Origin of the sequence: Pseudomonas sp., from assembly GCF_002796985.1 — a bacterium.
GTDB lineage: Bacteria > Pseudomonadota > Gammaproteobacteria > Pseudomonadales > Pseudomonadaceae > Pseudomonas.
This window is the reverse complement of sequence record NZ_PEKX01000009.1, coordinates 413,090-438,794: the sequence shown is the minus strand read 5'-3', so window position 1 is coordinate 438,794 and position 25,705 is coordinate 413,090. Positions and strand designations below refer to the sequence as shown.

Genomic DNA, 25,705 nt, shown 5'->3' with positions numbered 1-25,705 from the left:
ATGCACGCGAGCACGGAGAAAACCATGAAAGACACGATTCGCCACCTGATCCAGCAAGCCCTTGTCAGCCTCACCGAAGACGGCACCCTGCCGGCCGGCCTGACGCCTGACATCCAGGTGGAGAACACCAAGGACCGAACCCACGGGGACTTCGCCAGCAACATCGCCATGATGCTGGCCAAGCCGGCCGGCATGAAGCCGCGCGACCTGGCGACCAAGCTGGTCGCCGCGCTGCCGCAGAGCCCGGAAGTGGCCAAGGTCGAGATCGCCGGCCCCGGCTTCCTGAACTTCTTCCAGGATCAGGCCTGGCTCGCCGCCAGCCTCGACAAGGCCCTGGCCGACGGCCACATCGGCGTGCGCAAGGCCGGTGCCGCGCAACGCGTGGTGGTGGACCTGTCCTCGCCGAACCTGGCCAAGGAAATGCACGTTGGCCACCTGCGCTCGACCATCATCGGCGACGCCGTCAGCCGCGTACTGGAATTCCTCGGCGACACCGTGATTCGCCAGAACCACGTGGGCGACTGGGGCACCCAGTTCGGCATGCTGCTGGCCTACCTGGAAGAGCAACCGGTGGACGCCCAGGCCGAACTGCACGACCTGGAAGTCTTCTACCGCGCCGCCAAGAAGCGCTTCGACGAGTCCGCCGAGTTCGCCGACCGTGCCCGTGAGCTGGTGGTGAAGCTGCAGGCCAACGATCCCAAGTGCATCGCCCTGTGGACCCGCTTCAACGACATTTCCCTGTCGCACTGCCAGAAGGTCTACGACCTGCTGGGCGTGAAGCTGACCATGGCCGACGTCAAGGGCGAGAGCGCCTACAACGACGACCTCGCGCAGGTAGTGACCGACCTCACCGCCAAGGGCCTGCTGGTCGAGAGCGACGGCGCCCTGTGCGTGTTCCTCGACGAATTCAAGAACGCCGAAGGCGAGCCACTGCCGGTGATCGTGCAGAAGGCCGGCGGCGGTTACCTCTACGCCACCACCGACCTCGCCGCCATGCGCTACCGGCACAAGGTGCTGCACGCCGACCGCGTGCTGTACTTCGTCGACCAGCGCCAGGCCCTGCACTTCCAGCAGGTGTTCGAAGTCGCCCGCCGCGCCGGTTTCGTCCCGGCCAGCATGGAGCTGGAGCACATGGGCTTCGGCACCATGAACGGCGCCGACGGCAAGCCGTTCAAGACCCGCGACGGCGGCACCGTGAAGCTGATCGACCTGCTGATCGAGGCCGAGGAGCGCGCCTACACCCTGGTGAAGGGCAAGAACCCCGACTTCAGCGAGCAGGACCTGCACCAGATCGCCCACGCCGTCGGCATCGGCGCGGTGAAGTACGCCGACCTGTCCAAGCACCGCACCAGCGACTACAGCTTCAACTTCGAGCAGATGCTCAGCTTCGAGGGCAACACCGCGCCGTACCTGCTGTATGCGTACACCCGCGTGGCGAGCATCTTCCGCAAGTTGGGCAAGACCTATGACGAAGTGGGTGGCAAGATCGTCCTCCAGCAGCCGCAGGAAATCGCCCTGGCCGCGCAGCTGGCGCAGTTCACCGACCTGCTCAACAACGTCGCCGTGAAGGGTGTCCCGCACATCCTCTGCGCCTACCTGTACGAGCTCGCCGGCCTGTTCTCCAGCTTCTACGAGCACTGCCCGATCCTCACCGCCGAAGACCCGGCGCAACAGGAAAGCCGCCTGCGCCTCGCCGCGCTGACCGGCCGCACCCTCAAGCAGGGCCTGGAGCTGCTGGGCCTGGAAACCCTGGAGCGCATGTAAGCACCCATGGCGAAGAAGAAACCCGCTCCCAAGCGCGGCGCCAGCCGCTACCAGGCCCCGGCCAAGAAGACTTCGGTCCCCGGCTGGGTCTGGCTGGTCGCCGGCCTGGCCATCGGCGGCTTCATCATGTTCCTGATGAAGCTGGAGCCGGGTCGCAACGACGTCAAACGCGAGAAGCCAGAGGCGGCCAAGACCGTGGTTGGCTCCAACAAGCCCTCCGGCACCGTGCAGCCGCAACAACCGGCCGCGCCAACCGGGGTGAAGCCCAAGTACGACTTCTATACCCTGCTGCCGGGTTCGGAAGTCGCCGTGCCGCCGGAAGCCGTGCCGCCGCCGGCCAAGCCGCAGCCGCCAGCGACCGTGGTCGCGACCAAGGAAGAAGCCGAGAAGATCGACACCCAGCGCGCCCTGGCCGCCCTGAGCGGGCAGAACCCGCCGCCGCCCGCGGTGGTCAAGCCGGCGACCCAGGTGGCCAGTGCGCAGAAGCCGGCCCTGCCGCAAGCACCGGCCGCCGACGCCGCCAAGCCGACGCCGCCGCCGGCCGTGGCCGCGACCCAGTACTACCTGCAGGCCGGTTCGTTCCGCAAACAGACCGACGCCGACCACCTGCGCGCGCAGATCATCATGATGGGCCAGAACGCCCGCGTGGAGTCCGGCACCGTCCGCGACGAAACCTGGTACCGCGTCATGGTCGGCCCCTATGGCGACCGCGCCAAGGCCTCCGCCGCGCAGAAACAACTCGCCGGCAACGGTTTCAGCAACCTGCTGTTACAGCAGCGCCAGACCCGCTGAACCCCAGCTGCTCCAAGGCTTGCGCCGACGGGCGGCGCGCGAAATGCGCGCTACTCGTCCGGCGCAGGACTTGAACCCCGCCTTCCTAGTCCCCATCTGACTCTGCATTCGGGCACATCGCCCCGCTAGTGTGGAGTAAGACCCTTGACCACCATCGTATCTGTCCGCCGTAACGGCAAAGTCGTCATGGGCGGCGACGGCCAGGTTTCCCTGGGCAACACCGTGATGAAAGGCAACGCGAAGAAAGTCCGCCGCCTGTACCACGGTGAAGTGCTGGCCGGCTTCGCCGGCGCCACCGCCGATGCCTTCACCCTCTTCGAACGCTTCGAGCAGCAGCTGGAAAAACACCAGGGCCACCTGGTGCGCGCCGCTGTCGAGCTGGCCAAGGACTGGCGTACCGACCGCTCCCTGAGCCGCCTGGAAGCCATGCTGGCGGTGGCCAACAAGGACGCATCCCTGATCATCACCGGCAACGGTGACGTGGTCGAACCCGAGCACGGCCTGATCGCCATGGGCTCGGGCGGCGGCTTCGCCCAGGCAGCGGCCCTGGCCCTGCTGCAGAAAGGCAGCGACGACATGAGCGCCCGCGAGATCGCCGAGACCGCACTGAACATCGCCGGCTCCATCTGCGTGTTCACCAACCAGAACCTGACCCTTGAGGAGCTCGACAGCGCCATCTAAGCGCTGTCGTTCCGGAGTAGCACGTCAAATGTCCATGACTCCCCGCGAGATCGTCCACGAACTCAACCGTCACATCATCGGCCAGGACGACGCCAAGCGCGCCGTCGCCATCGCCCTGCGCAACCGCTGGCGGCGCATGCAGCTGCCCGCCGAGCTGCGCGCCGAAGTGACGCCGAAGAACATTCTGATGATCGGCCCGACCGGCGTCGGCAAGACCGAAATCGCCCGTCGCCTGGCCAAGCTGGCCAACGCGCCGTTCATCAAGGTGGAAGCGACCAAGTTCACCGAAGTCGGCTACGTCGGCCGTGACGTCGAGTCGATCATCCGCGACCTCGCCGATGCCGCGATCAAGATGCTCCGCGAGCAGGAAGTGCAGAAGGTGAAGTACCGCGCCGAAGACGCCGCCGAAGAGCGCATCCTCGACGCCCTGCTGCCGCCGGCGCGCACTGCCGGCTTCGGTGACGAGCCGGCGCGCGAGGACTCCAACACCCGCCAGCTGTTCCGCAAGCGCCTGCGCGAAGGCCAGCTGGACGACAAGGAAATCGACATCGAGGTCGCCGACATTCCTTCGGGCGTGGAAATCATGGCCCCGCCCGGCATGGAAGAGATGACCAACCAGTTGCAGAACCTGTTCTCCAACATGGGCAAGGGCAAGCGCAAGAGCCGCAAGCTGAAGGTCGCCGAGGCCATGAAGCTGATCCGCGACGAGGAAGCCCAGCGCCTGGTCAATGAAGAAGACCTCAAGGCCCGCGCCCTGGAAGCCGTGGAGCAGAACGGCATCGTCTTCATCGACGAGATCGACAAGATCGCCAAGCGCGGCAACGTCGGCGGTGCCGACGTTTCCCGCGAGGGCGTGCAGCGTGACCTGCTGCCGCTGATCGAAGGCTGCACGGTGAACACCAAGCTGGGCATGGTGAAGACCGACCACATCCTGTTCATCGCCTCGGGCGCGTTCCACCTGTCCAAGCCCAGCGACCTGGTGCCGGAACTGCAGGGCCGCCTGCCGATCCGCGTCGAGCTCAAAGCCCTGAGCCCGAGCGACTTCGAGCGCATCCTCAGCGAGCCGCACGCGTCGCTGACCGAGCAGTACACCGCTCTGCTGAAGACCGAAGGCCTGGACATCGAGTTCGCCGCCGACGGTATCAAGCGCCTGGCGGAGATCGCCTTCCAGGTCAACGAGAAGACCGAGAACATCGGTGCCCGTCGCCTGCACACCCTGCTCGAGCGCCTGCTCGAAGAGGTGTCTTTCGATGCTGCCGACCTTGCCAGCGAGCACAGCGACAAGCCGATCGTGATCGATGCGAGCTACGTCAACGGCCACCTGGGCGAGCTGGCCCAGGACGAAGACCTGTCCCGCTACATCCTGTAAGCGATCCACATCGCTGCGACGGGGCGCCTCAGGGCGCCCCGTTGTTTTTCCGCCGGCGCTACAATGCCGGGATCGCCGTTCAGGAGCCGTCCATGCGCATTCCTTCCGCCATCAAGCTGCACAAGGCCTCGAAAAAGCTTTCGCTGACCTATGGGGATCAGTCCTACGAGCTGCCCGCCGAATTCCTGCGCGTGCATTCGCCGTCGGCGGAAGTCCAGGGTCACGGCAACCCGGTGCTGCAGGTGGGCAAGCTGAATGTCGGCCTGAGCAACCTGGAGCCGGCCGGGCAGTACGCACTCAAGCTGACCTTCGACGACGGCCACGACAGCGGCCTGTTCACCTGGGACTACCTTTACGAGCTGTGCGTGCGCCATGACGAGCTGTGGGCCGACTACCTGGCGCAGCTGGAGAAAGCCGGCAAGTCGCGCGACCCGTCGGAGTCCGTCGTTAAACTCATGCTGTAGGCTTCCTCTGTAGGAGCGAGCAAGCTCGCGCCTACAAGATCAACACCCCTATCGCCTCGCCCCTCCAACTCGTTCGATCTTTCCTCCCCGTTTCACCCTCCGCACCAACCTTCGTCGGGCAATCGCTCCAGGGCACGCCATTTGCAACATTCCCGTTGCAGACTGCTGCGTGCGTGGACGCCACCACGGGATTGGCGAGACGCCCCCGCTCTAGGGCGCGTTTTCTAACTTTTCCCGACATACTCCTAGGAGATGGCCCACGCCGCACTAGCTTGCGCGGCGAAGGAAACTCGGGTAACCAAGGCAGTGCGTGCACGGAGCTTTTAGTGCGCAGAACTTGGGTCTCCCTGATTGACCAGTGATGCCGCCAAGTGATGAATCGCGTGGAGCCCTCTCCACGTTCCGCAACCTCGAGCAGTACTTGGCCCCCGTCACGAAAGGTGAGCCCCGCCAGTATGCGTCTCAGGACAATGGAGCGTCGCCGATGACCCAGAAGAACAATAGCGATCTACCCCAACAAGCCGCGGAAAACACCCTCAACCTCAGCCCGGTGATCGGCATTCAGGGCAAGGACCTGCTCACCTCTGCCCGCATGGTGCTGCTGCAAGCGATCAAGCAGCCGCTCCACAGCGCCAAGCACGTGACTCACTTCGGCCTGGAGCTGAAGAACGTCCTGCTCGGCCGATCCGAACTCAAGCCCTCGGACGACGACCGCCGCTTCAATGATCCGGCCTGGAGCCAGAACCCGCTGTACCGCCGCTACCTGCAGTCCTACCTGGCCTGGCGCAAGGAACTCCACACCTGGATCGGCGACAGCAACCTGTCCGCCCTGGACATCAGCCGCGGTCAGTTCGTCATCAACCTGATGACCGAGGCCATGGCGCCGACCAACACACTGTCCAACCCGGCAGCGGTCAAGCGCTTCTTCGAGACCGGCGGCAAGAGCCTGCTCGACGGACTCACCCATCTGGCCAAGGACCTGGTGAACAACGGCGGCATGCCCAGCCAGGTCAACATGGAAGCCTTCGAGGTCGGCAAGAACCTGGCCGTGACCGAAGGCGCGGTGGTGTTCCGCAACGACGTGCTGGAAGTCATCCAGTACAAGCCGATCACCGAGAGCGTGCACGAGCGCCCGCTACTGGTGGTGCCGCCGCAGATCAACAAGTTCTACGTGTTCGACCTGTCGCCGGAGAAGAGCCTGGCGCGCTTTTGCCTGCGCAACCAGGTGCAGACCTTCATCGTCAGCTGGCGCAACCCGACCAAGGCGCAGCGCGAGTGGGGCCTGACCACCTACATCGAAGCGCTGAAGGAAGCCATCGATGCGGTCCTGGCCATCACCGGCGCCAAGGACCTGAACATGCTCGGCGCCTGCTCCGGCGGCATCACCACCGTCACCCTGCTCGGCCACTACGCCGCGCTGGGCGAGAAGAAGGTCAACGCCTTCACCCAGATGGTCAGCGTGCTGGACTTCGAGCTGAACACCCAGATCGCCCTGTTCGCCGACGAGAAGACCCTGGAGGCCGCCAAGCGCCGCTCGTACCAGTCCGGCGTCCTCGAAGGCAAGGACATGGCCAAGGTGTTCGCCTGGATGCGCCCCAACGACCTGATCTGGAACTACTGGGTCAACAACTACCTGCTGGGCAACCAGCCGCCGGCCTTCGACATCCTGTTCTGGAACAACGACACCACGCGCCTGCCGGCCGCACTGCACGGCGAGCTGGTGGAGATGTTCAAGACCAACCCGCTGACCCGCGCCGGCGCGCTGGAAGTGGGCGGTACGCCGATCGACCTCAAGCAGATCACCTGCGACTTCTACTGCGTGGCCGGCTTGTCCGACCACATCACGCCCTGGGAAGCCTGCTACCGCTCCGCCCGTCTGCTGGGCGGCAAGTGTGAATTCATCCTCTCCAACAGCGGGCACATCCAGAGCATCCTCAACCCGCCCGGCAACCCCAAGGCCCGCTTCATGACCGGCCCCGAGCTGTCGGCCGATCCGAAGACCTGGCAGGAAAACGCCAGCAAGCACGCCGACTCCTGGTGGCTGCACTGGCAGAACTGGCTCGCCGAGCGTTCGGGCAAGACGCGCAAGGCACCGACCGCGCTGGGCAACAAGGCCCACCCGGCTGGCGAAGCCGCCCCTGGAACCTACGTACACGAACGATGAAAACAGAACTTCTCCCGCAGGCCGGCGCCGAGGACGACGCCAACACCCCAGAATCGTCGCAGGCCGTGGAAGCGGCCGCGCCGACGAGCCGGCGCGCGCGCAGCAAACGCAGCAGCGAGGAGATACTGCCGAGCAAGGCGCCGGCAGCGCAGCCCTTCGAGTTCCGCACCATCGAGCTCGACGGGCAGACCATCCGCACCGCCGTGCGCCCCGGCAAGAGGCACATGACGCCGCTGCTGATCTTCAACGGCATCGGCGCCAACCTGGAACTGGTCTTCCCCTTCGTCGCCGCGCTGGACCCGGACCTGGAAGTCATCGCCTTCGACGTCCCCGGCGTCGGCGGCTCGTCCACACCCAGCAAGCCATACCGCTTCCCCGGTCTGGCGAAGCTGGCGGCGCGCATGCTTGATTACCTGGACTATGGGCAGGTCACGGCGATTGGCGTGTCCTGGGGGGGCGCCCTGGCGCAGCAGTTCGCCCATGACTACCCCGAGCGCTGCAAGAAGCTGATCCTCGCCGCTACCGCCGCCGGGGCGGTGATGGTGCCAGGCAAGCCACGGGTGCTCTGGCGCATGGCCAGCCCGCGGCGCTACATCCAGCCGTCCTACGGCGTGCACATCGCCCCGGACATCTACGGCGGCGCCTTCCGCCGCGACCCGAAGCTGGCCATGGCCTTCGCCAGCAAGGTGCGTTCCTCCGGCAAGATGGGCTACTACTGGCAGTTGTTCGCGGGCCTGGGCTGGACCAGCATCCACTGGCTGCACAAGATCCGTCAGCCGACGCTGATCCTGGCCGGCGACGACGACCCGATCATCCCGCTGATCAACATGCGCATGATCGCGTGGCGTATTCCCAACTCCGAACTGCACGTGATCGACGACGGCCACCTGTTCCTGGTGACCCGCGCGGAAACCGTGGCGCCGATCATCATGAAATTCCTCCAGGAAGAACGGCAGCGCGCGGTCATTCACCCCCGCCCGTTCGCGCCAAAGGCCAGCTGAGGCCGGCGGGAGCATCACAGCATCGTCACAGTCGGCGGGCATCCTGCCTTGACCGATCGCTGCGCAGGCACTTTTTTTAAAGAGCCGAACAACAAACAGGCGTGTTCACGGGTATCGACACGTAGCGCCTGAATCGGGACCAGTGCTGCGGTCACCTTCCAGGGTGCCCGCAGGGCAACCCGGCTGCTGATCCACTGCCCTGTTTTCGGGCAGTCGCCCTCTCGCGTCGATACCCGTGCACACCCCTCGAACTGGCGGCAGGCGTCTGGCTCGGGGTCTTCCCGACTCCGGTACAGCCCTTGCTTCGCCTTTGGCAGGTCGGACCCTTTACGGAGTGCTGTTCATGCGAGAGAAAGCTGAGCCGGGTAGCGTCCCCGCCCCTACCGAATACATGAATGCGCAGAGCGCGATGGTCGGCCTGCGCGGCAAGGACATGCTGTCCACCCTGCGCCTGCTGGCGATGCAGGGAGTACGCCAGCCGATGCATTCGGCGAAACACCTGGCGGCCTTCGGCAAGCAGGTGGGCAAGGTGCTGATCGGCGATTCGCCGTTGCAGCCCAGCCCGCAGGATGCGCGCTTCCAGGACCCGTCCTGGCGCCTGAACCCGTTCTACCGGCGCACCGTGCAGACCTACCTGGCCTGGCAGAAACAACTGCTGGCCTGGGTCGACGAGAGCGACCTGAACCACGATGACCGCTCCCGCGCGCGCTTCCTGCTGTCGATCCTCTCCGACGCCGCCTCGCCGTCGAACACCCTGCTCAACCCGCTGGCTGTGAAGGAGCTGTTCAACACCGGTGGGCAGAGCCTGGTGAAGGGTGTGCAACACCTGCTCGACGACCTGATGCACAACGGCGGCATGCCCAGCCAGGTCAGCCGCAGCGCCTTCGAGATCGGCCAGAACCTGGCCACCACGCCGGGAGCCGTGGTGTTCCGCAACGAAGTGCTGGAGCTGATCCAGTACAAGCCGATGGGCGAGCACCTGCACGCCAAACCCCTGATGATCGTGCCGCCGCAGATCAACAAGTTCTACATCTTCGATCTCAGCCCGGAAAAAAGCTTCGTCCAGTACGCGCTGAAGAACAATCTGCAGCTGTTCATGGTCAGTTGGCGAAACCCCGACGCGCGCCACCGCGAGTGGGGTCTGTCGACCTACGTCAAGGCGCTGGATGAAGCCATCGAGGCCTGCCGCTCGATCAGCGGCAGCCGCAGCGTCAACCTGATGGGCGCCTGCTCCGGCGGGCTGACCATCGCCGCACTGCAGGGCCATCTACAGGCGCGCCGGCAACTGCGCAAGATCGCCAGCGCCACCTACCTGGTGAGCCTGCTGGACAGCCAGGTGGAAACCCCCGCCGCACTGTTCGCCGACGAGCAAACCCTGGAGAGCAGCAAGCGCCGCTCCTACCAGCACGGCGTACTGGATGGCCGCGACATGGCGAAGATCTTTGCCTGGATGCGCCCCAACGACCTGATCTGGAACTACTGGGTCAACAACTACCTGCTGGGCAAGCAGCCGCCGGCCTTCGACATCCTTTACTGGAACAACGACAACACCCGCCTGCCCGCCGCATTGCACGGGGACTTCCTCGACTTCTTCAAGCACAACCCGCTGGCCCGCCCTGGCGCCATGGAGGTCAATGGCACCGCCGTCGACCTGAAGAAAGTGGCCGTGGACAACTTCCACGTCGCCGGCATCACCGACCACATCACGCCATGGGATGCGGTCTATCGCTCGGCCCAGTTGCTGGGTGGCGACAGCCGCTTCGTGTTGTCCAACAGCGGGCACATCCAGAGCATCCTCAACCCTCCGGGCAACCCCAAGGCCTGCTATTTCGAGAACGGCAAGATCAGCTCCGATCCGCGCGCCTGGTACTACGACACCCAACGCCAGGAGGGCAGTTGGTGGCCGCTATGGCTGGAGTGGATCCAGCAGCGCTCGGGCGAGCGCCGGCCGGTGAACTTCGAGCTGGGCAACGCCGAGTACCCGCCCAAGGAAGCGGCGCCGGGGACTTACGTGCACGTGCGTTGATGCAACTATGGAACGGGCAACCCGTTGCGGGTTGTTCGCTGCGCGCCCACCACTGGTACTGTTCTGATCTTCGTAGGAGCGAGCTTGCTCGCGAACCGCTTGATGCCATGCACTCCCGGCGAGGTTCGCGAGCAAGCTCGCTCCTACAGGTCGGCCAACACCTCGAAAGTTTGCGCGTCGGCAATTGCGGGCCACGGCTCACCGAGGCTATCGTCGGGCCCACTGCGGCTGGAACCTGAACACGGATGAAAACGCGCGACCGGATTCTCGAATGCGCCCTGCAGCTGTTCAACGAGCAGGGCGAGCCCAACGTATCCACCTTGCAGATCGCCACCGAACTGGGCATCAGCCCCGGCAATCTCTACTACCACTTCCACGGCAAGGAGCCGCTGGTGCTGGTGCTGTTCGAGCGCTTCCAGGACGAATTGGCGCCACTGCTCGACCCGCCCGCCGACGTGCAGTTGGGTGCCGAGGACTACTGGCTGTTCCTGCACCTGATCGTCGAACGCCTGGCGCACTACCGCTTCCTCTTCCAGGACCTCTCCAACCTCGCCGGGCGCCTGCCCAAGCTCGCCCGTGGCGTACGCGCCTGGCTCAACCAGCTCAAGCGCACCCTGGCTATTCTGCTGGCACAGCTCAAGGCGCAGGATGAACTGGCCAGCGATACCGACGCACTCGGCCAGCTGGTGGAGCAGATCACCCTGACCCTGCTGTTCTCCCTCGACTACCAGCGCATCCTCGGCCACCAGGCCGACATCCGCCACGTGGTGTTCCAGGTGATGATGCTGGTGGCGCCGCACCTGCGCCCGGACTCGCAGTTGATCGCCGAGCGGCTCGCCAAACGCTACCTCGCGCCCTGACCCACCCCTTGGTTCACCCTTGATGGAATGAAAACGCCCGGCACGAGGCCGGGCGTGGGTGTTGCAGCAGACCGATCAGGCCTGGGACGACGGCGCGGCCGGAGCGGCGGCGGACGGCGTCACGGCCGGCGCAGCGGCAGGAGCCGACGGTGCCGGGGTGGCAGCCGGAGCAGCGGCCGGTTTGGCGGCAGCCTTGGGCGCAGCAGGCTTCTTCACGGCCGGCTTCTTCGCCGCGGCGGGCTTGGCTGCAGGTTTCGCAGCGGCAGGCTTGGCGGCAGCAGCCGGTTTTGCAGCGGGCTTGGCCGCGGCTTTGGCGGCCGGCTTCGCAGCGGCTTTCGCAGCAGCGGGTTTGGCAGCCGGTTTCGCGGCGGGCTTGGCCGCAGCCTTGGCAGCCGGCTTCGCAGCAGGCTTGGCGGCTGCTTTGGCTACCGGCTTGGCTGCAGGCTTCGCCGCAGGTTTGGCGGCCGCGGTCTTCGCAGCGGGCTTCGCAGCCGGTTTCGCGGCGGCTTTCGCTGCAGGTTTGGCGGCGGCCTTGGCAGCCGGTTTGGCGACGCTGACGCCGGTGAGTTTCTCGATCTGCTTGGTGAGGCTGTCGACCTTGCTGTGCAGGTCTTTCACTTCACGGCTGCTCGGTACGCCCAGGCGCGAGATCGCGCTGTTCAGACGCTTGTCGAAGGCCTCTTCGAGCTCGCCCCACTTGCCGATCGCGGCGCCCTTGACGGCATCGACGCGCGACTTCGCGGAACGGGCGGAGGTCTTCACCGCGCCCTCGACTTCGGTCTTGGCCAGCTTCTCAGCCTTCTCGCCGTCCTTGACCAGGGTCTCGAACACCTTGCTGCCATCCTTGCTGACCTTCGAGTAGGCCCCCAAGCCAGCCAGCCAGATCTGCCGCGAGTATTTCTCGACCTCGCCGATCCAGCCGGACTCTTTTTTATCGGTAGTTTTTTTGCCAGCCATCCCGCTCTCCTTATTGGATTTTCGCGACTCGCTCGAGCACTGCGCTCAGCTCATCCAGCTTAGCAGAGAGCGCCTCCACATCACGCCTGGAGGGAATGCCGATGCGATTGAGGGCGGAGGAGACGCGGGCGTCGAACGCCTCTTCGATCTTGTCGAAGTTGAGCTTGGCCTTGACGCTGTGCAGACGACCCTTGACGGTGTCATTGGCGGCATCGATCTGGGTGCTCACCAGGTCGCGGCCCTTCTTCTCCACGGACTCGCCAGCCTTCACCAGATCCCTGAAGTACTCGCTGCCTTCGACGCCCACGCGAGCATAGGTGCCCAGGCCTGCCAGCCAGATCTGCCGGGCGTAGTGCTTGGCATCGGTGTAGAGGGAGGATTCGAGTTCTACGACTTTCTTCTTGCTGACGGCCTTGGTCATGGTGATACCTCACAGGGTTCAGATTCGATGATGTCGAATAGCGGCCCGCATCAGGCGGGACTGTGAGCCAAGGTATCGGGGAAAATTAGAAAACACATACCAGGCTTTGTAGGAAAGCCTGCGCCGCTCGGAAAGCGGTAGGGCCCCACGGGGAGCGGGGCCGGAGGAAATCAGGCCAGGGCCTTGTCCAGCGCGCGTTCGATCTCGCCCTTGAGCAGGCCGCCCATGGCCGAGAGCATCAGGCCCAGCTTCACGTCCACCGCAACCTTGTCCGCACCCACTTCGATGCGCCCGTCCACGCCGCTGCGCTTGAACAGCAGGGTATCGCCCTGCCATTCGCTGCTCACGCCATGTTCGCGGGTGAGCTTGTCGGCGAGTTTTTCCGCCTTGGCGCGGGCAGCTTCAAGCCCGAGGGCGTGGGAACGTTCGACGTGGATACGGGACATGCTGGAACTCCGCGAATGACTGACTTTGCCGATCATACGCGCCGCGCCGTATCGCCGCACCCCGCCAGGGGCGTGACCGGGGCGGCGTTTTCCGTGCTTCCTGTTAGAATGCCCGCCACTGACTTCCAGGGTAGAAATGCCATGAGCGAACCGCGCAAGCCCCAAGCCGGCCAGGACAGCGCCGATCCCACCACGCACTTCGGCTACAAGACCGTGCGCGAGAGCGAGAAGGCCGAGAAGGTCGCCGAGGTGTTTCACTCGGTCGCCGCCAAGTACGACCTGATGAACGACCTGATGTCCGGCGGCGTCCACCGTCTGTGGAAGCGCTTCACCATCGAGCTGTCCGGCGTGCGCGCCGGCAACCGGGTGCTGGACATCGCCGGCGGCACCGGTGACCTGACCCGCCAGTTCTCCCGCCTGGTCGGCCCGACCGGCGAAGTGGTGCTGGCCGACATCAACGCCTCGATGCTCAAGGTCGGCCGCGACAAGCTGCTCGACAGCGGCGTCGCCGGCAACGTCAACTTCGTCCAGGCCGACGCCGAGAAGCTGCCGTTCCCCGACAACTACTTCGACGCGGTGACCATCGCCTTCGGCCTGCGCAACGTCACCCACAAGGACGAAGCCATCCGCTCCATGCTGCGAGTGCTCAAGCCCGGCGGTCGCCTGCTGGTGCTGGAGTTCTCCAAGCCCACCAGCAGCCTGCTGTCCAAGGCCTACGACGCCTACTCCTTCACCCTGCTGCCGCTGATGGGCAAGCTGGTGACCAACGATTCCGAGAGCTACCGCTACCTCGCCGAATCGATCCGCATGCACCCCGACCAGGAAACGCTGAAGTCGATGATGGTGGAGGCCGGTTTCGACCGTGTCACCTACCACAACATGACCGGCGGCGTGGTCGCCCTGCACCGCGGCATCAAGCCCTGATGACCCTGCTCCTGCAGGCCGCCCTGGCCAGCGCCGAAGCCACCGTCAACCGCGTGCTGCGGCTCGACGGCGTGGCGCTGCGGCGTCTTGGCCGGCTCGCCGGCAAGGTGCTGGAAGTGGACTGCCAGGCGCCTGCGCTCAGGCTGTTCATCCTGCCCGACGCCGACGGCCTGCACCTGGCCGCGCACCACGAGGCGCCGGCCGACTGCACCCTCGTCGCGCCGGCCGGCAGCCTGCTGCAACTGGCGCTGGCCAAGGACAAGACCCGCGTCCTGCACAGCCCTGAAGTGACCATGGGCGGCGACAGCGCGATGCTGCTGGAGCTGGCCGACATCCTCCAGAGCCTGGAGCTGGACTGGGAGTACGAAGTCTCCCGCTGGCTCGGCCCGGTGCCTGCGAGCCTGCTTGGCGCGCGTCTGCGCGGCGGCATGGCCTGGGCCGGCGACAGCCTGGAGAGCCTGCGCCTGAGCCTCGCCGATTATCTCGCCGAGGAAAGCCGCACCCTGGTCGGCCAGCATGAAGCCGAAGCACGCTTCGCCGAGCTGGACCAGTTGAAGATATCCCTCGACCGCCTCGACGCGCGGATCACCCGCCTGACCCAGAAGATCAAGCCCGACGCATGAAGCTGCTCGCCATCCGCCGTCTGCTGCGCATCCAGCGCGTAGCCATCCGCTACCGCCTGGACGACATGGTCCTCGAACTGCCCTTCCTGCCCTGGTGGCTGCGTTTGCTGGGCGGCCTGCTGCCGTGGCGCTGGCTGCCGCGCAAGCCGCTTGAACTCAGCCGTGGCGCGCGCATCCGGCTGGCGCTGGAAGACCTCGGGCCGATCTTCATCAAGTTCGGCCAGATTCTCTCTACCCGCCGTGACCTGCTGCCCGACGACATCGCCCTGGAGCTGGCCTTCCTCCAGGACAAGGTACCGCCCTTCCCGCCGGAACAGGCCGTGGCGCTCATCGAGCAGCAACTGGGGGCAAAGATCGAGCAGGTGTTCGCCCGCTTCGAGCGTGAGCCGCTGGCCTCCGCCTCGGTAGCGCAGGTGCACACCGCACAGTTGAAGACTGGCGAGGACGTGGTGGTGAAGGTCATCCGCCCGAACCTGGAGCCGGTGATCCGTTCCGACATCGCCTGGCTGCATATCCTCGCCCGCACCGCCGAGCGCATCTCCGCCGACGCCCGCCGCCTGCACCCGGCCGAAGTGGTCAGCGACTACGAGAAGACCATCTACGACGAGCTGGACCTGCTGCGCGAAGCGGCCAACTCCTCGCAACTGCGGCGCAACTTCGAAGGCTCGCCGCTGCTCTACGTGCCTCAGGTCTACTGGGACTGGTGCCGCCCCAAGGTGCTGGTGATGGAGCGCATCTACGGCATCCCGGTCACCGACCTGGACACCCTGCGCGACCAGCGCACCGACTTCAAGGCGCTGGCCGAACGCGGCGTGGAGATCTTCTTCACCCAGGTATTCCGCGACAGCTTCTTCCACGCCGACATGCACCCCGGCAACATCTTCGTCAGCACCCGCACGCCGTGGAGCCCGCAATACATCGCGGTGGACTGCGGCATCGTCGGCAGCCTCACCGACGAGGACCAGGACTACCTGGCGCGCAACCTGATCGCCTTCTTCAAGCGCGACTACCGCAAGGTCGCCCAGTTGCACATCGACTCGGGCTGGGTGCCGGCGGAAACCAAGGTCAACGACTTCGAAGCGGCCATCCGTACCGTCTGCGAGCCGATCTTCGAGAAGCCGCTCAAGGACATCTCCTTCGGCCAGGTGCTGCTGCGCCTGTTCCAGACCGCGCGGCGCTTCAACATGGAAGTGCAGCCGCAACTGGTGCTGCTGCAGAAGACCCTGCTGAACATCGAAGGCCTCGGCCGCCAGCTCTACCCGGAGCTGGACCTGTGGACCACCGCGCAGCCGTTCCTGGAGCGCTGGATGCGCGAGCGCGTCAGCCCCGGCACCCTGCTGCGCAACGCCCAGCAACACATCGAACAGATTCCCCACCTGGCGCAGATGACCCGCGACACGCTGGAGCGCCTGTCCCGCGAACCACAGCCCGAAGCGCGCCTGAACGGCGTCCAGGTCGGCATGGCCAACGCCTGGCCGGCGCGGCTGATTGGCGCAGTGCTGGTTGCCGGCGCCGCCGAAACCGGGCTGGCGACCCACAGTCTCGCGGCCTGGCCGGCCTGGGCGATGCTGGCCGGTGGTCTGTATCTGATTCTGCGCCGATAGCCAGTGGCCGCACCGGCTGGCACACTTAACCACTAGAGAAAAGTGGCTCCGGGCCCTGCATAGGCCCGCTGTACGGAACCCGAGATGAAAGACTGGCTGGACGAAATCAACTGGAATGCCGATGGACTGGTACCGGCGATCGCCCAGGACCATCGCACCGGCCGCGTGCTGATGATGGCCTGGATGAACCGTGAGGCCCTCACCCTCACCGCCGCCGAGCACCGCGCCATCTACTGGTCGCGCTCGCGCGGCAAGCTCTGGCGCAAGGGCGAAGAGTCCGGCCATGTGCAGAAGCTGCACGAACTGCGCCTGGACTGCGACGCCGACGTGGTGATCCTGATGGTCGAACAGCTGGGCGGCATCGCCTGCCACACCGGCCGCGAGAGCTGCTTCTACCGCGTGTTCGAGAACGGTACCTGGCAGACCGTCGACCCGGTCCTCAAGGACCCGGATGCCATTTACTCCCACGTAGGTACAGGAAAACCCCATGAGCACTGATACCCTCGCCCGTCTGGCGGAAGTCCTCGAAGCGCGCAAGAATGCCGCAGCGGACAGTTCCTACGTGGCCAGCCTGTATCACAAGGGCCTGAACAAGATTCTGGAGAAGGTGGGCGAGGAGTCGGTGGAAACCATTCTCGCCGCCAAGGATGCCGCCATCAGTGGCGACTGCTCGGACCTGATCTACGAAACGGCCGACCTCTGGTTCCACTCCCTGGTGATGCTCGCCTCCCTCGGCCAGCACCCACAGGCGGTACTGGACGAGCTGGACCGCCGCTTCGGCCTTTCCGGGCACGACGAGAAGGCGGCACGCCAGCCGTCGGCCTGAACGCTATTACTTCAAGGAGAACAACATGGGCATCTTTGACTGGAAACACTGGGTCGTCATCCTGATCGTCGTGGTCCTGGTCTTCGGCACCAAGCGCCTGAAGAACCTGGGTTCGGACGTCGGCGAAGCCATCAAGGGCTTCAAGAAGGCGATGAACACCGAGGAAGAAGAGAAGAAGGACCCGAACGCCGCCACCGGCAACCCGTCGCTGAACCAGCCGCACACCATCGACGCCCAGGCGCAGAAGGTCGAAGAGCCGGCGCGCAAGGACTGATTCATGTTCGGTATCAGCTTCAGCGAACTGCTGCTGGTGGGGCTCGTCGCCCTGCTGGTGCTCGGCCCCGATCGCCTGCCGGGTGCCGCGCGCACCGCCGGCCTGTGGATCGGCCGGCTCAAGCGCAGCTTCAACGCCATCAAGATGGAAGTGGAGCGTGAGCTGGGCGCGGATGAAATTCGCCGCCAGCTGCACAACGAGCACATCCTGCAGATGGAGCAGGACGCCAAGAAGCTGATGGCGCCGCTGACCGACCTGCAATCCCAGGTCGAGGAAAGCCTCAGCCCGCTGTCGCAGGCGCCGTCGGAGGGCCAGAGCCCGCCCGCCGCGCCCGCTGCAGCGCCGAGCATCGCGCCCAATAGCCGCCTGAACAGCCTGCCGGGAGCGGGCCTCGCGCCTGCCACCCCGCAAGCGCCCCCCGCCGCACCGGCCGAGCCCACTGCTGCGCCGCAAACGCAGGAGCCGAGCCAGCCGCCCGCATCGCCCGAGACGCCGCGTACCCCATGAGCGCCGAAAAGCCCGACCAGCCCGAACAAGACCAGGAAATGCCCCTGGTCTCGCACCTGACCGAACTGCGCAATCGCCTGCTGCGCTGCGTGATCGCGATCTTCGTGATCTTCATCGGCCTGCTGTACTTCTCGCAGAAGATCTACTCGCTGGCTTCCGAGCCGCTGCGGCGCTTCCTGCCCGAAGGCGCGACGATGATCGCCATCGACCCGGCGTCGGCCTTCCTCGCACCGCTCAAGCTGACCATGATCGTCGCCGTGCTGTTCGCCATGCCGGTGATCCTCGGCCAGGTCTGGGGCTTCATCGCGCCAGGGCTGTACAAGCACGAGAAGCGCGTCGCCCTGCCGCTGCTGGCCTCCAGCATCGTGCTGTTCTACGCCGGCATGGCCTTCGCCTACTTCCTGGTGTTCCCGTTGATGTTCCACTTCTTCCTCGGCTCGGCCCCGGAAGGGGTGACACCGATGACCGACATCAACAGCTACCTGGACTTCCTTACCCTGTTGTTCGCCTTCGGCCTCGCCTTCGAGATTCCCGTGGCCACCGTGCTGCTGGTATGGATCGGGGTGGTCAACGTGGCCTACCTGAAGAAGATCCGCCCGTACGTGATCATCGGCTGCTTTGTCGTCGGCATGATCCTCACCCCGCCGGACCCGCTGTCGCAGACCCTGCTGGCGGTGCCAATGTGGTTGCTGTTCGAGGCCGGCGTGCTGTTCAGCCACCTGATCCGCAAGCGCGGCCCGGAAGAAGACGAAGAAGAGTCCAAGGGCGACCAGCCTCCGGCCACTCGCCCGTGAACCTGCTGCTGCTCGACGACGCCGACTTCGTGGCGGCGGACCGCGTGATCCTGCGCGACCGCCGCCTGATCCATATGCAGGAAGTCCATCGCGCCGAAAGCGGCGACCGGATGCGTGTCGGCCGCCTCGGCGGCCTGATGGGCGAAGGCCACCTGCTGCGCCTGGAAGCCAACGAAGCCGAGTTGCAGGTCAACTTCGAGCAGCCCCCGCCGGCCAAGCTGCCGCTCACCCTGCTGCTCGCCCTTCCCCGCCCGAAGATGCTCCGCCGCGTGCTGCAGACCGTTGCTGCCATGGGCGTGCCGCGCCTGGTGCTGCTCAACAGCTACCGGGTGGAGAAAAGCTTCTGGCAAACCCCCTTCCTCGACCCCGAGGCCGTGCGCGAGCAACTGGTCCTTGGCCTGGAACAGGCCCGCGACACCGTGCTGCCCGAGGTGATCATCGAGAAGCGCTTCAAGCCCTTCGTCGAGGACCGCCTGCCTGCGCTGGCCGCCGGCAGCCTCGGCCTGATCGGCCATCCCGGCCCCTGGCCCGAGTGCCCGCGCGCGCTGAGCGAGCCGGTGACCCTGGCCATCGGCCCCGAAGGCGGCTGGATTCCCTACGAGGTCGACAAGCTGCGGGAAGCCGGGCTGAACCCCGTGCAACTGGGCGAACGCATTCTGCGCGTCGAGACTGCCGTGACCGCTCTCCTGGCACGACTGTTCTAACTCAAACCGACTACAGGCCAGTAACCACGCGGCCTCCAGCGTGAACCACCGGTCAAAAAAACAAAGTGCCACCACTCTAGTTCCGGGCAGAAACGCCGATATCGGCACTACCGGTCGTCCCCACTCTGCGCATTTCCTGCTCAGCCCTGCGTACCGGCCCTGTTCATCGCTGGAGCGCCCCTCATGTTTCGCTGGTTCAACAACCTGACTGTCAAACTCAAACTCGCCTCCGGCTTCGGCCTGGTGCTGCTGCTCACCCTGTTGATCGCCCTCACCGGCTGGATCAACCTGGGCAACGTGATCAGCCGTGGCGACAAGCTCGGCGAGATTTCCGAGCTGATCGCGATCGCCAAGGACCTGCGCATCGCCCGCCTGAAATTCCAGTCCACCCGCGCACCGGAAGACGCCAAGGCGGTGGTCGATACGCTGGACAAGCTCGACGCGCGCCACCGTTCGTTGAACGAGCGCTTCACCGAGCCCGAGGACCGTCGCGTCATCGACCAGCAGCATGAGCTGAGCGTGGAATACCGCCGCCTTTACGCCCAGTTGCTGAAGTCCTTCGAACTTCGCGATGCCGCCAAGCAGACCCTGATCCGCTCCGCTGGCGCCGTCAGCGAAGGCCTGGAGAAGGCCGAGAAGAAGCTGGTCAGCGGCGGCAGCCCGGAGAACCTGCAACACCTGCAGGACCTCGCCAACCTGGGTCGCCAGGTGATGCAGGCACGCCTGCAGGTCATGGCCTACACCAGCACCGACGCGCAGAACCTCGAACAGGGTGCTCTGGAGGCCATGCAGAAAGTCATTCAGGCCGTGCAGAGCGATATGAGCAGCTCGCCCGCCGAACTCAACGGCGAGTTCCGCAGCACCCTCGACGCACTGGAAAGCTACCGTAACGCGCTGACCGCCTACCGCAACGAAGTCAACGACAGCCAGGCCGCCCGCGACCGTATGCGCGACGCTGGCCAGCAGATCGAGAAGCTGAGCAACGAGCTGACGACCACCCAGACCGCCAAGCGCGACGCTGGCGTCGCCCAGGCCAAATCCCTCTTGGGCCTGGCCGCGCTGATCGCCCTGGTACTGGGTAGCATTGCCGCCTGGATCATCACCGGGCAGATCGTCAATCCGCTGCGCGACGTGCTGGGCCATGCCGAGCGCATTGCCGACGGCGACCTCAGCCGCGACATCCCGACCAATCGCCACGACGAGCTGGGCCAGCTGCAAAAGAGCATGCAACGCATGAACTTGTCCCTGCGCGAGCTGATCAGCCGCATCCATGATGGCGTGACGCAGATCGCCAGCGCCGCAGAAGAGCTGTCCGCAGTGACCGAGCAGACCAGCGCCGGGGTGAACAACCAGAAGACCGAGACCGACCAGGTCGCCACCGCCATGAACGAGATGGCCGCCACCGTGCAGGAAGTCGCGCGCAACGCCGAGGAAGCCTCCGAGGCTGCCTCCGCCGCCGACCGCGAAGCCCGTGAAGGCGAAGGGGCGGTGAATGAAGCCGTCGGCCAGATGGACCGCCTGGCTGGCGAAGTCGGCCGCACTAACGAGTCGGTGCTCAAGCTCAAGCGCGAAAGCGAGAAGATCGGCAGCGTGCTGGACGTGATCAAGGCCGTGGCCGAGCAGACCAACCTGCTGGCTCTCAACGCCGCCATCGAAGCGGCCCGCGCGGGCGATGCCGGGCGCGGTTTCGCCGTGGTCGCCGACGAGGTGCGCGGCCTGGCGCAGCGCACGCAGTCCTCCACCGAGGAGATCGAGGAACTGATCGCCGGCCTGCAAAGCGGCACCCAGCAAGCCGTGCAGATGATGGAAACCAGCCGCGACCTGACCGTCAGCACCGTCGACCTGACCCGCCGCGCCGGCGAGCGCCTGGGCGCCATTACCCGCACGGTGTCGACCATCCAGTCGATGAACCAGCAGATCGCCGCCGCTTCCGAGCAGCAGAGCGCCGTGGCCGAGGAGATCAACCGCAGCGTCATGAACGTCCGTGACATCTCCGAACAGACCGCTGCCGCCAGCGAGGAAACCGCCGCCTCCAGCGTGGAGCTGGCGCGCCTGGGCAACGAGCTGCAGGTGCTGGTCAGCCGCTTCCGCGTTTGAGCCACCCTGCAAGGAACAAGGCCCGCGCAATGCGGGCCTTTTCTTTGCCCTCACACGGACCTGTAGGAGCGAGCTTGCTCGCGAACCGATTCTGCTGCGGGGCCTGTTCGCGAGCAAGCTCGCTCCTACAAGAGCCCGCGCGCCGGAAACATCGCGACAAATTCGCGGCTTCAGTTTCGCTTTTCGCGGCCGATAGCCTCTGACGCACGAAGATGCGTCCCGACAATTCCGCCTCGCCTCTGCACCTTTCGCTGTTGCCAGCCACGGGCCGTCGATCCCGCGGCGACGCCTGCCTGGAGTATTCGACATGTACGATTGGTTAGTAGTACAGCTGGGACGCCTGAACGTCAGCCTGAAGCTGGTGGTGGGCTTCGGCATCCTCCTCTTCCTCACACTGCTGGTGCTGCTCAGTGGCCTGAACAGCCTGGAGAGCCAGGCCAGGCGCGGCGAGCAGATGGCGGCCATCACCGAGCTCAACGGCCTCAGCCAGCAGGCCAACCTGGCCCGACTGCAGTTCGAGCTGGGCGGCGACCGCAGCCAGGCCGAGCGCGTCGAACAGCACAGCAGCAGGATGCTCGAGCTGATCGAGCAGCGCCTCAAAGGCAGCGATATCGATGCCGCCCAACTGAACGCGGCACGCCAGGCCGTCAGCGAATACCGCGCAGCCTTTGCCGCCCTCACCCGCGCGGTGGACCAGCGCACCCAGGCCCGCAGCACCCTGGTGGGCAGCGCGCAGAGTGCCCTGCAGGCCTTCGAGGCGCTGGATAAGCAGCTCTTCGACCTGCTCGCCGAGCAGCCTGGCGACGCCCCGTTGCTGCACAGCGCCCAGGCCGTCGGCCAGTTGCACCAGCAATTGCTGGTGGTGCGCTATCAGGTGCGCGGTTATGTCTTCGAACAATCCGCCAGCGCCGAGCAGACTGCCTTCGCCGCCTTCGACAAGCTGCGTGATACCGGCAGCGCACTGCAGAACCAATTGCCTGGGATTGCAGCCGACGGACTGAGCAGCGCGCTCAAGGATCTGCAGAACTACCGTAGCGGCATCGAGCACTTCCGCGACGGCGTCAACGCCACCCAGCAGGCACGCAAGGGCCTGAACGGCGCCAGTGAAGCGCTGCTTGCGGCCGCCACTCGCCTTTACGATGACACCCTGGCACGCAACGAGGCAGAGACCGCTGCCGCCAAGACCCGGCAGATCCTCATCGCCGTGCTGGCCCTGGCCTTCGGCTTCCTTTCCGGATGGGCCATCAACCGTCAGATCGTCCGCCCGCTGCACGAGGCGCTGGAGCTGGCCGAGCGTATCGCCAGGGGCGACCTGTCCCAAGGGTTGTCGCGTGACCTCAACTTGCAGCGCAGCGACGAGCTGGGCCAGTTGCAGCGCGTGATGATGCGCATGCGCGAAAGCCTGGCGCAGTTGCTCAGCCACATAGGCGGCAGCGTCAATCAGTTGGCCACGGCTGCCGACGAGCTCTCCGCCGTCACCGAGCAGACCCGCGCCGGGGTCAACAGCCAGCGCGTGGAGACCGAGCAGGTCGCCAGCGCCATCCATGAAATGGCCGCCACCGTGCAGGAAGTCGCGCGCAATGCCGAGCAGGCCTCCGCTGCCGCCCAGCAGGCCGACCAGCAGGCCCGCGAGGGCGACCAGGTGGTGCAGGATGCGGTGAACCAGATCGACCGCCTGGCCACCGAGGTGGATCGCTCCGCCGAGGCCATGGAGCTGCTGCACAAGGAGAGCGAGAAAATCGGTAGCGTGCTCGACGTGATCAAGTCGGTGGCCGAGCAGACCAACCTGCTGGCGCTCAACGCCGCCATCGAGGCCGCCCGCGCGGGCGAGGCCGGGCGCGGTTTCGCCGTGGTCGCCGACGAGGTGCGTGGCCTGGCCCAGCGCACCCAGCAGTCCACCGCCGAGATCGAGGGCCTGATCGCCGGCCTGCAGCGCGGCGCCCAGGAAGCGGTGACGCGCATGGACGACAGCCGTCGCCTGACCGGCAGCTCGGTGCAGCTGACCCGCCGCGCCGGCGAGGCGCTGGGGGTGATCGCCCGTACCGTGGCCGACATCCAGGGCATGAACCTGCAGATCGCCTCGGCCGCCGAGGAGCAGAGCAGCGTCGCCGAGGAGATCAACCGCAGCGTGGTGCAGGTGCGCGAGATCGCCGACCAGTCCGCCGCCGCCAGCGAACAGACCGCCAGTTCCAGCACCGAGCTGGCGCGCCTGGGCAACGAGCTGCAGCAGCAGGTGGGCCGCTTCCGCCTGTGATCCGAGGACCGGTCGGCGCGCCCGCGCCGACCGGTATCGGCAGGACAGTTGTCATGCGCATGGCGTAGGATCGGTGGCTCGCCCTCTAGGGAAAGTGACCATGCGCCCACTGACCATCGACCTCGACGAACTGGCCTTCGCACTCGACACCCAGGGTATCGATCACTACCTCGACCTGTTCAGCGGCCAGGTGCTGCTGATTGCCGAAGAAGACCCCGACCCCGAACTGGCAGAACTGCTGCACCGCGAGCCGGAGCGCCTGCTGCCCATCGAGCCGCTGAGCAGCGGCCAGTCGCTGGAGCTGATGCGCGACTTCCTGCGCGAAGTGCCCGAACCCCACGCCTATTCCGCCCTGGCCAACGCCATCGAGGGGCGCAAGCCGTTCAAGGCCTTCCGCCATGTGCTGATGGGGTATCCGGAGCTGCTGCAGGCCTGGTACGTCTATCAGGGTGAGCGCCTGCGCGAGTGCGCGCTGGACTGGCTGGCGGATAACCAGATCCAGCCGGCGGGGCGTAGTGCGATGCTTTAGTCCGTGGGTTCGCGAGCAAGCTCGCTCCTACAAGGAACACACCGAGCGAGTCGGACATCTGTAGGAGCGAGCTTGCTCGCGAACCGTCCCAGACACTGCCCTACATTGTTGCCAACACAACACAAACAACAACGCCGCCCTTCGGGCGGCGTTGTTGTTTCCAGCCAGTGAAGATCAGCCTTTCGGCGCCTCGCTGGAGATCGGCTTGGCTTCTGCTGCGCTCGCCTGCCAGCCGCCGCCGAGGGCCTTGTACAGGTTGACCTCGCTGATCAGCTGGTTGAGGCGGTCGGTGATCAGCTGCTGCTGGGCACTGAACAGCGAGCGCTGCGCGTCGAGCACGGTGAGGTAGTTATCCACACCGGTGCGGTAGCGCTTGTCGGCCAGGCGGTAGTACTCGCTGGTGGCGTCCACCAGCGAACGTTGCGCCTGCAGTTGCTCGTTGAAGGTACCGCGCGCGGCGAGCCCATCGGCGACCTCGGAGAAGGCCGTCTGGATGGCTTTCTCGTACTGCGCCACGTTGATGTCCTTCTGCACCCTGGCCAGGTCCAGGCTCGCCTGCAGGCTGCCGGCGTTGAAGATCGGCAAGGTGATCGAAGGCTGGAACAGCCAGCTGCCGGAACCGCCATCGAACAGGCCGGAGAGGTCCGGGCTGAGGCTGCCGGCGTTGGCGGTCAGGCTGATGTTCGGGAAGAACGCCGCGCGCGCCGCGCCGATGTTGGCGTTGGCCGCCTTGAGCTGGTGCTCCGCCTGGAGGATGTCCGGGCGGCGTTGCAGCAGGTCGGAGGGCAGGCCGGAGGGCACGGTCGCCAGCAATTCGTCGGACAACTGGCGGCCCTGGGGCAGGTCGCCCGGCAGGCCGGAACCCAGCAGCAGCACCAGCGCATTCTGGTCTTGTGCGACGAGTCGGGTGTACTGGGCCAGGGTGGCCCGCGCACTTTCCACCTGGGTCTGCGATTGGCGCAGGTCCAGGGCGGAAGCGACGCCAACTTCGTAGCTACGCTTGGTCAGGTCGTAGCTCTTCTGGTAAGCGGCCAGGGTATTGCGGGTCAGCTCCAGCTGAGCCTGGTCGGCGCGCAGCGTCAGGTAGGCATTGGCAACGTTGGCCACCAGGCTGGTCTGGGTGCTGCGGCGGGCCTCTTCGCTGGCGAAGTAGGTTTCCAGCGCCTGGTCACGCAGGGCGCGCAGGCGGCCGAACAGGTCCAGCTCCCAGGACGTGACGCCCAGCGTCGCACCGTACTGGCTGCTGATCATCGAGTCGCCGGTGCTCGACAGGTCGGCTGGCAGGCGCTGGCGCGAGCCAGTGATGCCGGCGTCCACCGCCGGGAACAGGTCGGCCCGCTGGATGCGGTACTGCGCCCGGTAGGCTTCGATGTTCAGCGCGGCAACGCGCAGGTCACGGTTGTTTTCCAGCGACACTTCGACCAGTCGCTGCAGTTGCGGGTCCTTGAAGAACTCGCGCCAGCCGATGTCGGCGCCGGCGGTGGCCGGCTGCGCCGCATCGTAGGCATTGCCCTGCGGATAGGCCGCAGCCACGGGCGCCTCGGGGCGCTCGTAGTCGGGAATCAGCGAGCAGCCGGACAACACGGCTGCCGTGATAGCGAGGGACAGGAAGGACTTTCTCATA

The 25,705-nt window shown here is 65.8% G+C and carries 25 protein-coding genes; 21 read left to right on the top strand and 4 right to left on the bottom strand.

Going from position 1 to position 25,705, the window contains the following annotated elements; all coding sequences use genetic code 11:
* The first annotated feature begins 24 nt into the window (after positions 1-24).
* The 9 genes from argS (at position 25) to CTR55_RS16370 (ending at position 11,121) form a co-directional block, all read left to right on the top strand.
* Positions 25-1,764 (top strand): arginine--tRNA ligase, encoded by a 1,740-nt coding sequence (argS, locus tag CTR55_RS16410; RefSeq protein WP_296287723.1) that lies wholly within the window; start codon positions 25-27, stop codon positions 1,762-1,764.
* A 6-nt stretch (positions 1,765-1,770) separates the two neighbouring features.
* Complete coding sequence (locus CTR55_RS16405; RefSeq protein ID WP_296287722.1) at positions 1,771-2,556, top strand: SPOR domain-containing protein; 786 nt, start codon at positions 1,771-1,773, stop codon at positions 2,554-2,556.
* 144 nt (positions 2,557-2,700) lie between these two features.
* Positions 2,701-3,237, top strand: coding sequence for an ATP-dependent protease subunit HslV (gene hslV, locus CTR55_RS16400; protein WP_015475179.1), 537 nt, complete (start codon positions 2,701-2,703; stop codon positions 3,235-3,237).
* Between the two features lie 28 nt (positions 3,238-3,265).
* Positions 3,266-4,606 (top strand): ATP-dependent protease ATPase subunit HslU, encoded by a 1,341-nt coding sequence (hslU, locus tag CTR55_RS16395; protein WP_296287721.1) that lies wholly within the window; start codon positions 3,266-3,268, stop codon positions 4,604-4,606.
* 92 nt (positions 4,607-4,698) lie between these two features.
* Positions 4,699-5,070 carry a DUF971 domain-containing protein gene (locus tag CTR55_RS16390; protein ID WP_296287720.1) on the top strand — a complete coding sequence of 124 codons (372 nt, stop codon included), beginning with the start codon at positions 4,699-4,701 and terminating at the stop codon, positions 5,068-5,070.
* Between the two features lie 484 nt (positions 5,071-5,554).
* A complete protein-coding gene (gene phaC, locus CTR55_RS16385) occupies positions 5,555-7,234 on the top strand; it encodes a class II poly(R)-hydroxyalkanoic acid synthase (protein ID WP_296287719.1) in 1,680 nt (559 codons plus the stop codon).
* Positions 7,231-8,235 carry a poly(3-hydroxyalkanoate) depolymerase gene (phaZ, locus tag CTR55_RS16380; protein ID WP_296287717.1) on the top strand — a complete coding sequence of 335 codons (1,005 nt, stop codon included), beginning with the start codon at positions 7,231-7,233 and terminating at the stop codon, positions 8,233-8,235. Before phaC (CTR55_RS16385) ends, phaZ begins: the two co-directional genes overlap by 4 nt.
* 343 nt (positions 8,236-8,578) lie before the next feature.
* A complete protein-coding gene (phaC, locus tag CTR55_RS16375; RefSeq protein ID WP_296287715.1) occupies positions 8,579-10,261 on the top strand; it encodes a class II poly(R)-hydroxyalkanoic acid synthase in 1,683 nt (560 codons plus the stop codon).
* Between the two features lie 245 nt (positions 10,262-10,506).
* Positions 10,507-11,121: a TetR/AcrR family transcriptional regulator gene (locus CTR55_RS16370; protein WP_296287714.1), complete on the top strand. Its 615-nt coding sequence runs from the start codon at positions 10,507-10,509 to the stop codon at positions 11,119-11,121.
* 75 nt (positions 11,122-11,196) lie between these two features.
* Here the strand turns inward: CTR55_RS16370 and CTR55_RS16365 are convergent, their stop codons facing one another.
* The 3 genes from CTR55_RS16365 to CTR55_RS16355 form a co-directional block, all read right to left on the bottom strand.
* Positions 11,197-12,078 (bottom strand): phasin family protein, encoded by an 882-nt coding sequence (locus CTR55_RS16365; RefSeq protein ID WP_296287712.1) that lies wholly within the window; start codon positions 12,076-12,078, stop codon positions 11,197-11,199.
* Between the two features lie 10 nt (positions 12,079-12,088).
* Positions 12,089-12,499, bottom strand: coding sequence for a phasin family protein (locus tag CTR55_RS16360; protein ID WP_296287711.1), 411 nt, complete (start codon positions 12,497-12,499; stop codon positions 12,089-12,091).
* Positions 12,500-12,669: 170 nt separating this feature from the next.
* Positions 12,670-12,945, bottom strand: coding sequence for a polyhydroxyalkanoic acid system family protein (locus CTR55_RS16355; RefSeq protein ID WP_296287709.1), 276 nt, complete (start codon positions 12,943-12,945; stop codon positions 12,670-12,672).
* Positions 12,946-13,086: 141 nt separating this feature from the next.
* On the opposite strand from CTR55_RS16355, the gene ubiE reads away from it, so the two are divergent.
* The 12 genes from ubiE to CTR55_RS16295 all read left to right on the top strand — a co-directional run bounded on the left by ubiE (position 13,087) and on the right by CTR55_RS16295 (position 24,081).
* On the top strand, positions 13,087-13,869 hold the full coding sequence (gene ubiE / locus CTR55_RS16350) for a bifunctional demethylmenaquinone methyltransferase/2-methoxy-6-polyprenyl-1,4-benzoquinol methylase UbiE (RefSeq protein WP_151189072.1): 783 nt from the start codon (positions 13,087-13,089) through the stop codon (positions 13,867-13,869).
* Positions 13,866-14,492: an SCP2 sterol-binding domain-containing protein gene (locus CTR55_RS16345; protein ID WP_296288000.1), complete on the top strand. Its 627-nt coding sequence runs from the start codon at positions 13,866-13,868 to the stop codon at positions 14,490-14,492. Before ubiE ends, CTR55_RS16345 begins: the two co-directional genes overlap by 4 nt.
* Positions 14,489-16,096 carry a ubiquinone biosynthesis regulatory protein kinase UbiB gene (gene ubiB, locus CTR55_RS16340; protein ID WP_296287704.1) on the top strand — a complete coding sequence of 536 codons (1,608 nt, stop codon included), beginning with the start codon at positions 14,489-14,491 and terminating at the stop codon, positions 16,094-16,096. The genes CTR55_RS16345 and ubiB overlap by 4 nt, the downstream gene beginning before the upstream one ends.
* A gap of 84 nt (positions 16,097-16,180) precedes the next feature.
* Positions 16,181-16,594: a phosphoribosyl-AMP cyclohydrolase gene (hisI, locus tag CTR55_RS16335; RefSeq protein WP_296287703.1), complete on the top strand. Its 414-nt coding sequence runs from the start codon at positions 16,181-16,183 to the stop codon at positions 16,592-16,594.
* Positions 16,584-16,922, top strand: a complete 339-nt coding sequence (locus tag CTR55_RS16330; protein ID WP_296287702.1) for a phosphoribosyl-ATP diphosphatase — start codon at positions 16,584-16,586, stop codon at positions 16,920-16,922. The genes hisI and CTR55_RS16330 overlap by 11 nt, the downstream gene beginning before the upstream one ends.
* A gap of 25 nt (positions 16,923-16,947) precedes the next feature.
* Positions 16,948-17,196 carry a twin-arginine translocase TatA/TatE family subunit gene (locus tag CTR55_RS16325; protein ID WP_296287700.1) on the top strand — a complete coding sequence of 83 codons (249 nt, stop codon included), beginning with the start codon at positions 16,948-16,950 and terminating at the stop codon, positions 17,194-17,196.
* A 3-nt stretch (positions 17,197-17,199) separates the two neighbouring features.
* A complete protein-coding gene (gene tatB, locus CTR55_RS16320; protein WP_296287699.1) occupies positions 17,200-17,703 on the top strand; it encodes a Sec-independent protein translocase protein TatB in 504 nt (167 codons plus the stop codon).
* Positions 17,700-18,497 carry a twin-arginine translocase subunit TatC gene (gene tatC / locus CTR55_RS16315; RefSeq protein WP_296287697.1) on the top strand — a complete coding sequence of 266 codons (798 nt, stop codon included), beginning with the start codon at positions 17,700-17,702 and terminating at the stop codon, positions 18,495-18,497. Before tatB ends, tatC begins: the two co-directional genes overlap by 4 nt.
* The gene (locus CTR55_RS16310; RefSeq protein WP_296287696.1) at positions 18,494-19,201 is read left to right on the top strand and encodes a 16S rRNA (uracil(1498)-N(3))-methyltransferase; all 708 of its coding nucleotides are present in this window, start codon (positions 18,494-18,496) and stop codon (positions 19,199-19,201) included. Before tatC ends, CTR55_RS16310 begins: the two co-directional genes overlap by 4 nt.
* 183 nt (positions 19,202-19,384) lie before the next feature.
* Positions 19,385-21,298 (top strand): methyl-accepting chemotaxis protein, encoded by a 1,914-nt coding sequence (locus CTR55_RS16305; RefSeq protein ID WP_296287695.1) that lies wholly within the window; start codon positions 19,385-19,387, stop codon positions 21,296-21,298.
* Positions 21,299-21,605: 307 nt separating this feature from the next.
* Positions 21,606-23,552, top strand: a complete 1,947-nt coding sequence (locus CTR55_RS16300) for a methyl-accepting chemotaxis protein (protein ID WP_296287694.1) — start codon at positions 21,606-21,608, stop codon at positions 23,550-23,552.
* A gap of 100 nt (positions 23,553-23,652) precedes the next feature.
* Positions 23,653-24,081 carry a UPF0158 family protein gene (locus tag CTR55_RS16295; RefSeq protein WP_296287693.1) on the top strand — a complete coding sequence of 143 codons (429 nt, stop codon included), beginning with the start codon at positions 23,653-23,655 and terminating at the stop codon, positions 24,079-24,081.
* A 174-nt stretch (positions 24,082-24,255) separates the two neighbouring features.
* Here CTR55_RS16295 and CTR55_RS16290 read toward each other — a convergent pair whose 3' ends face one another.
* Positions 24,256-25,704: an AdeC/AdeK/OprM family multidrug efflux complex outer membrane factor gene (locus tag CTR55_RS16290; protein ID WP_296287692.1), complete on the bottom strand. Its 1,449-nt coding sequence runs from the start codon at positions 25,702-25,704 to the stop codon at positions 24,256-24,258.
* Position 25,705 lies beyond the last annotated feature (1 nt).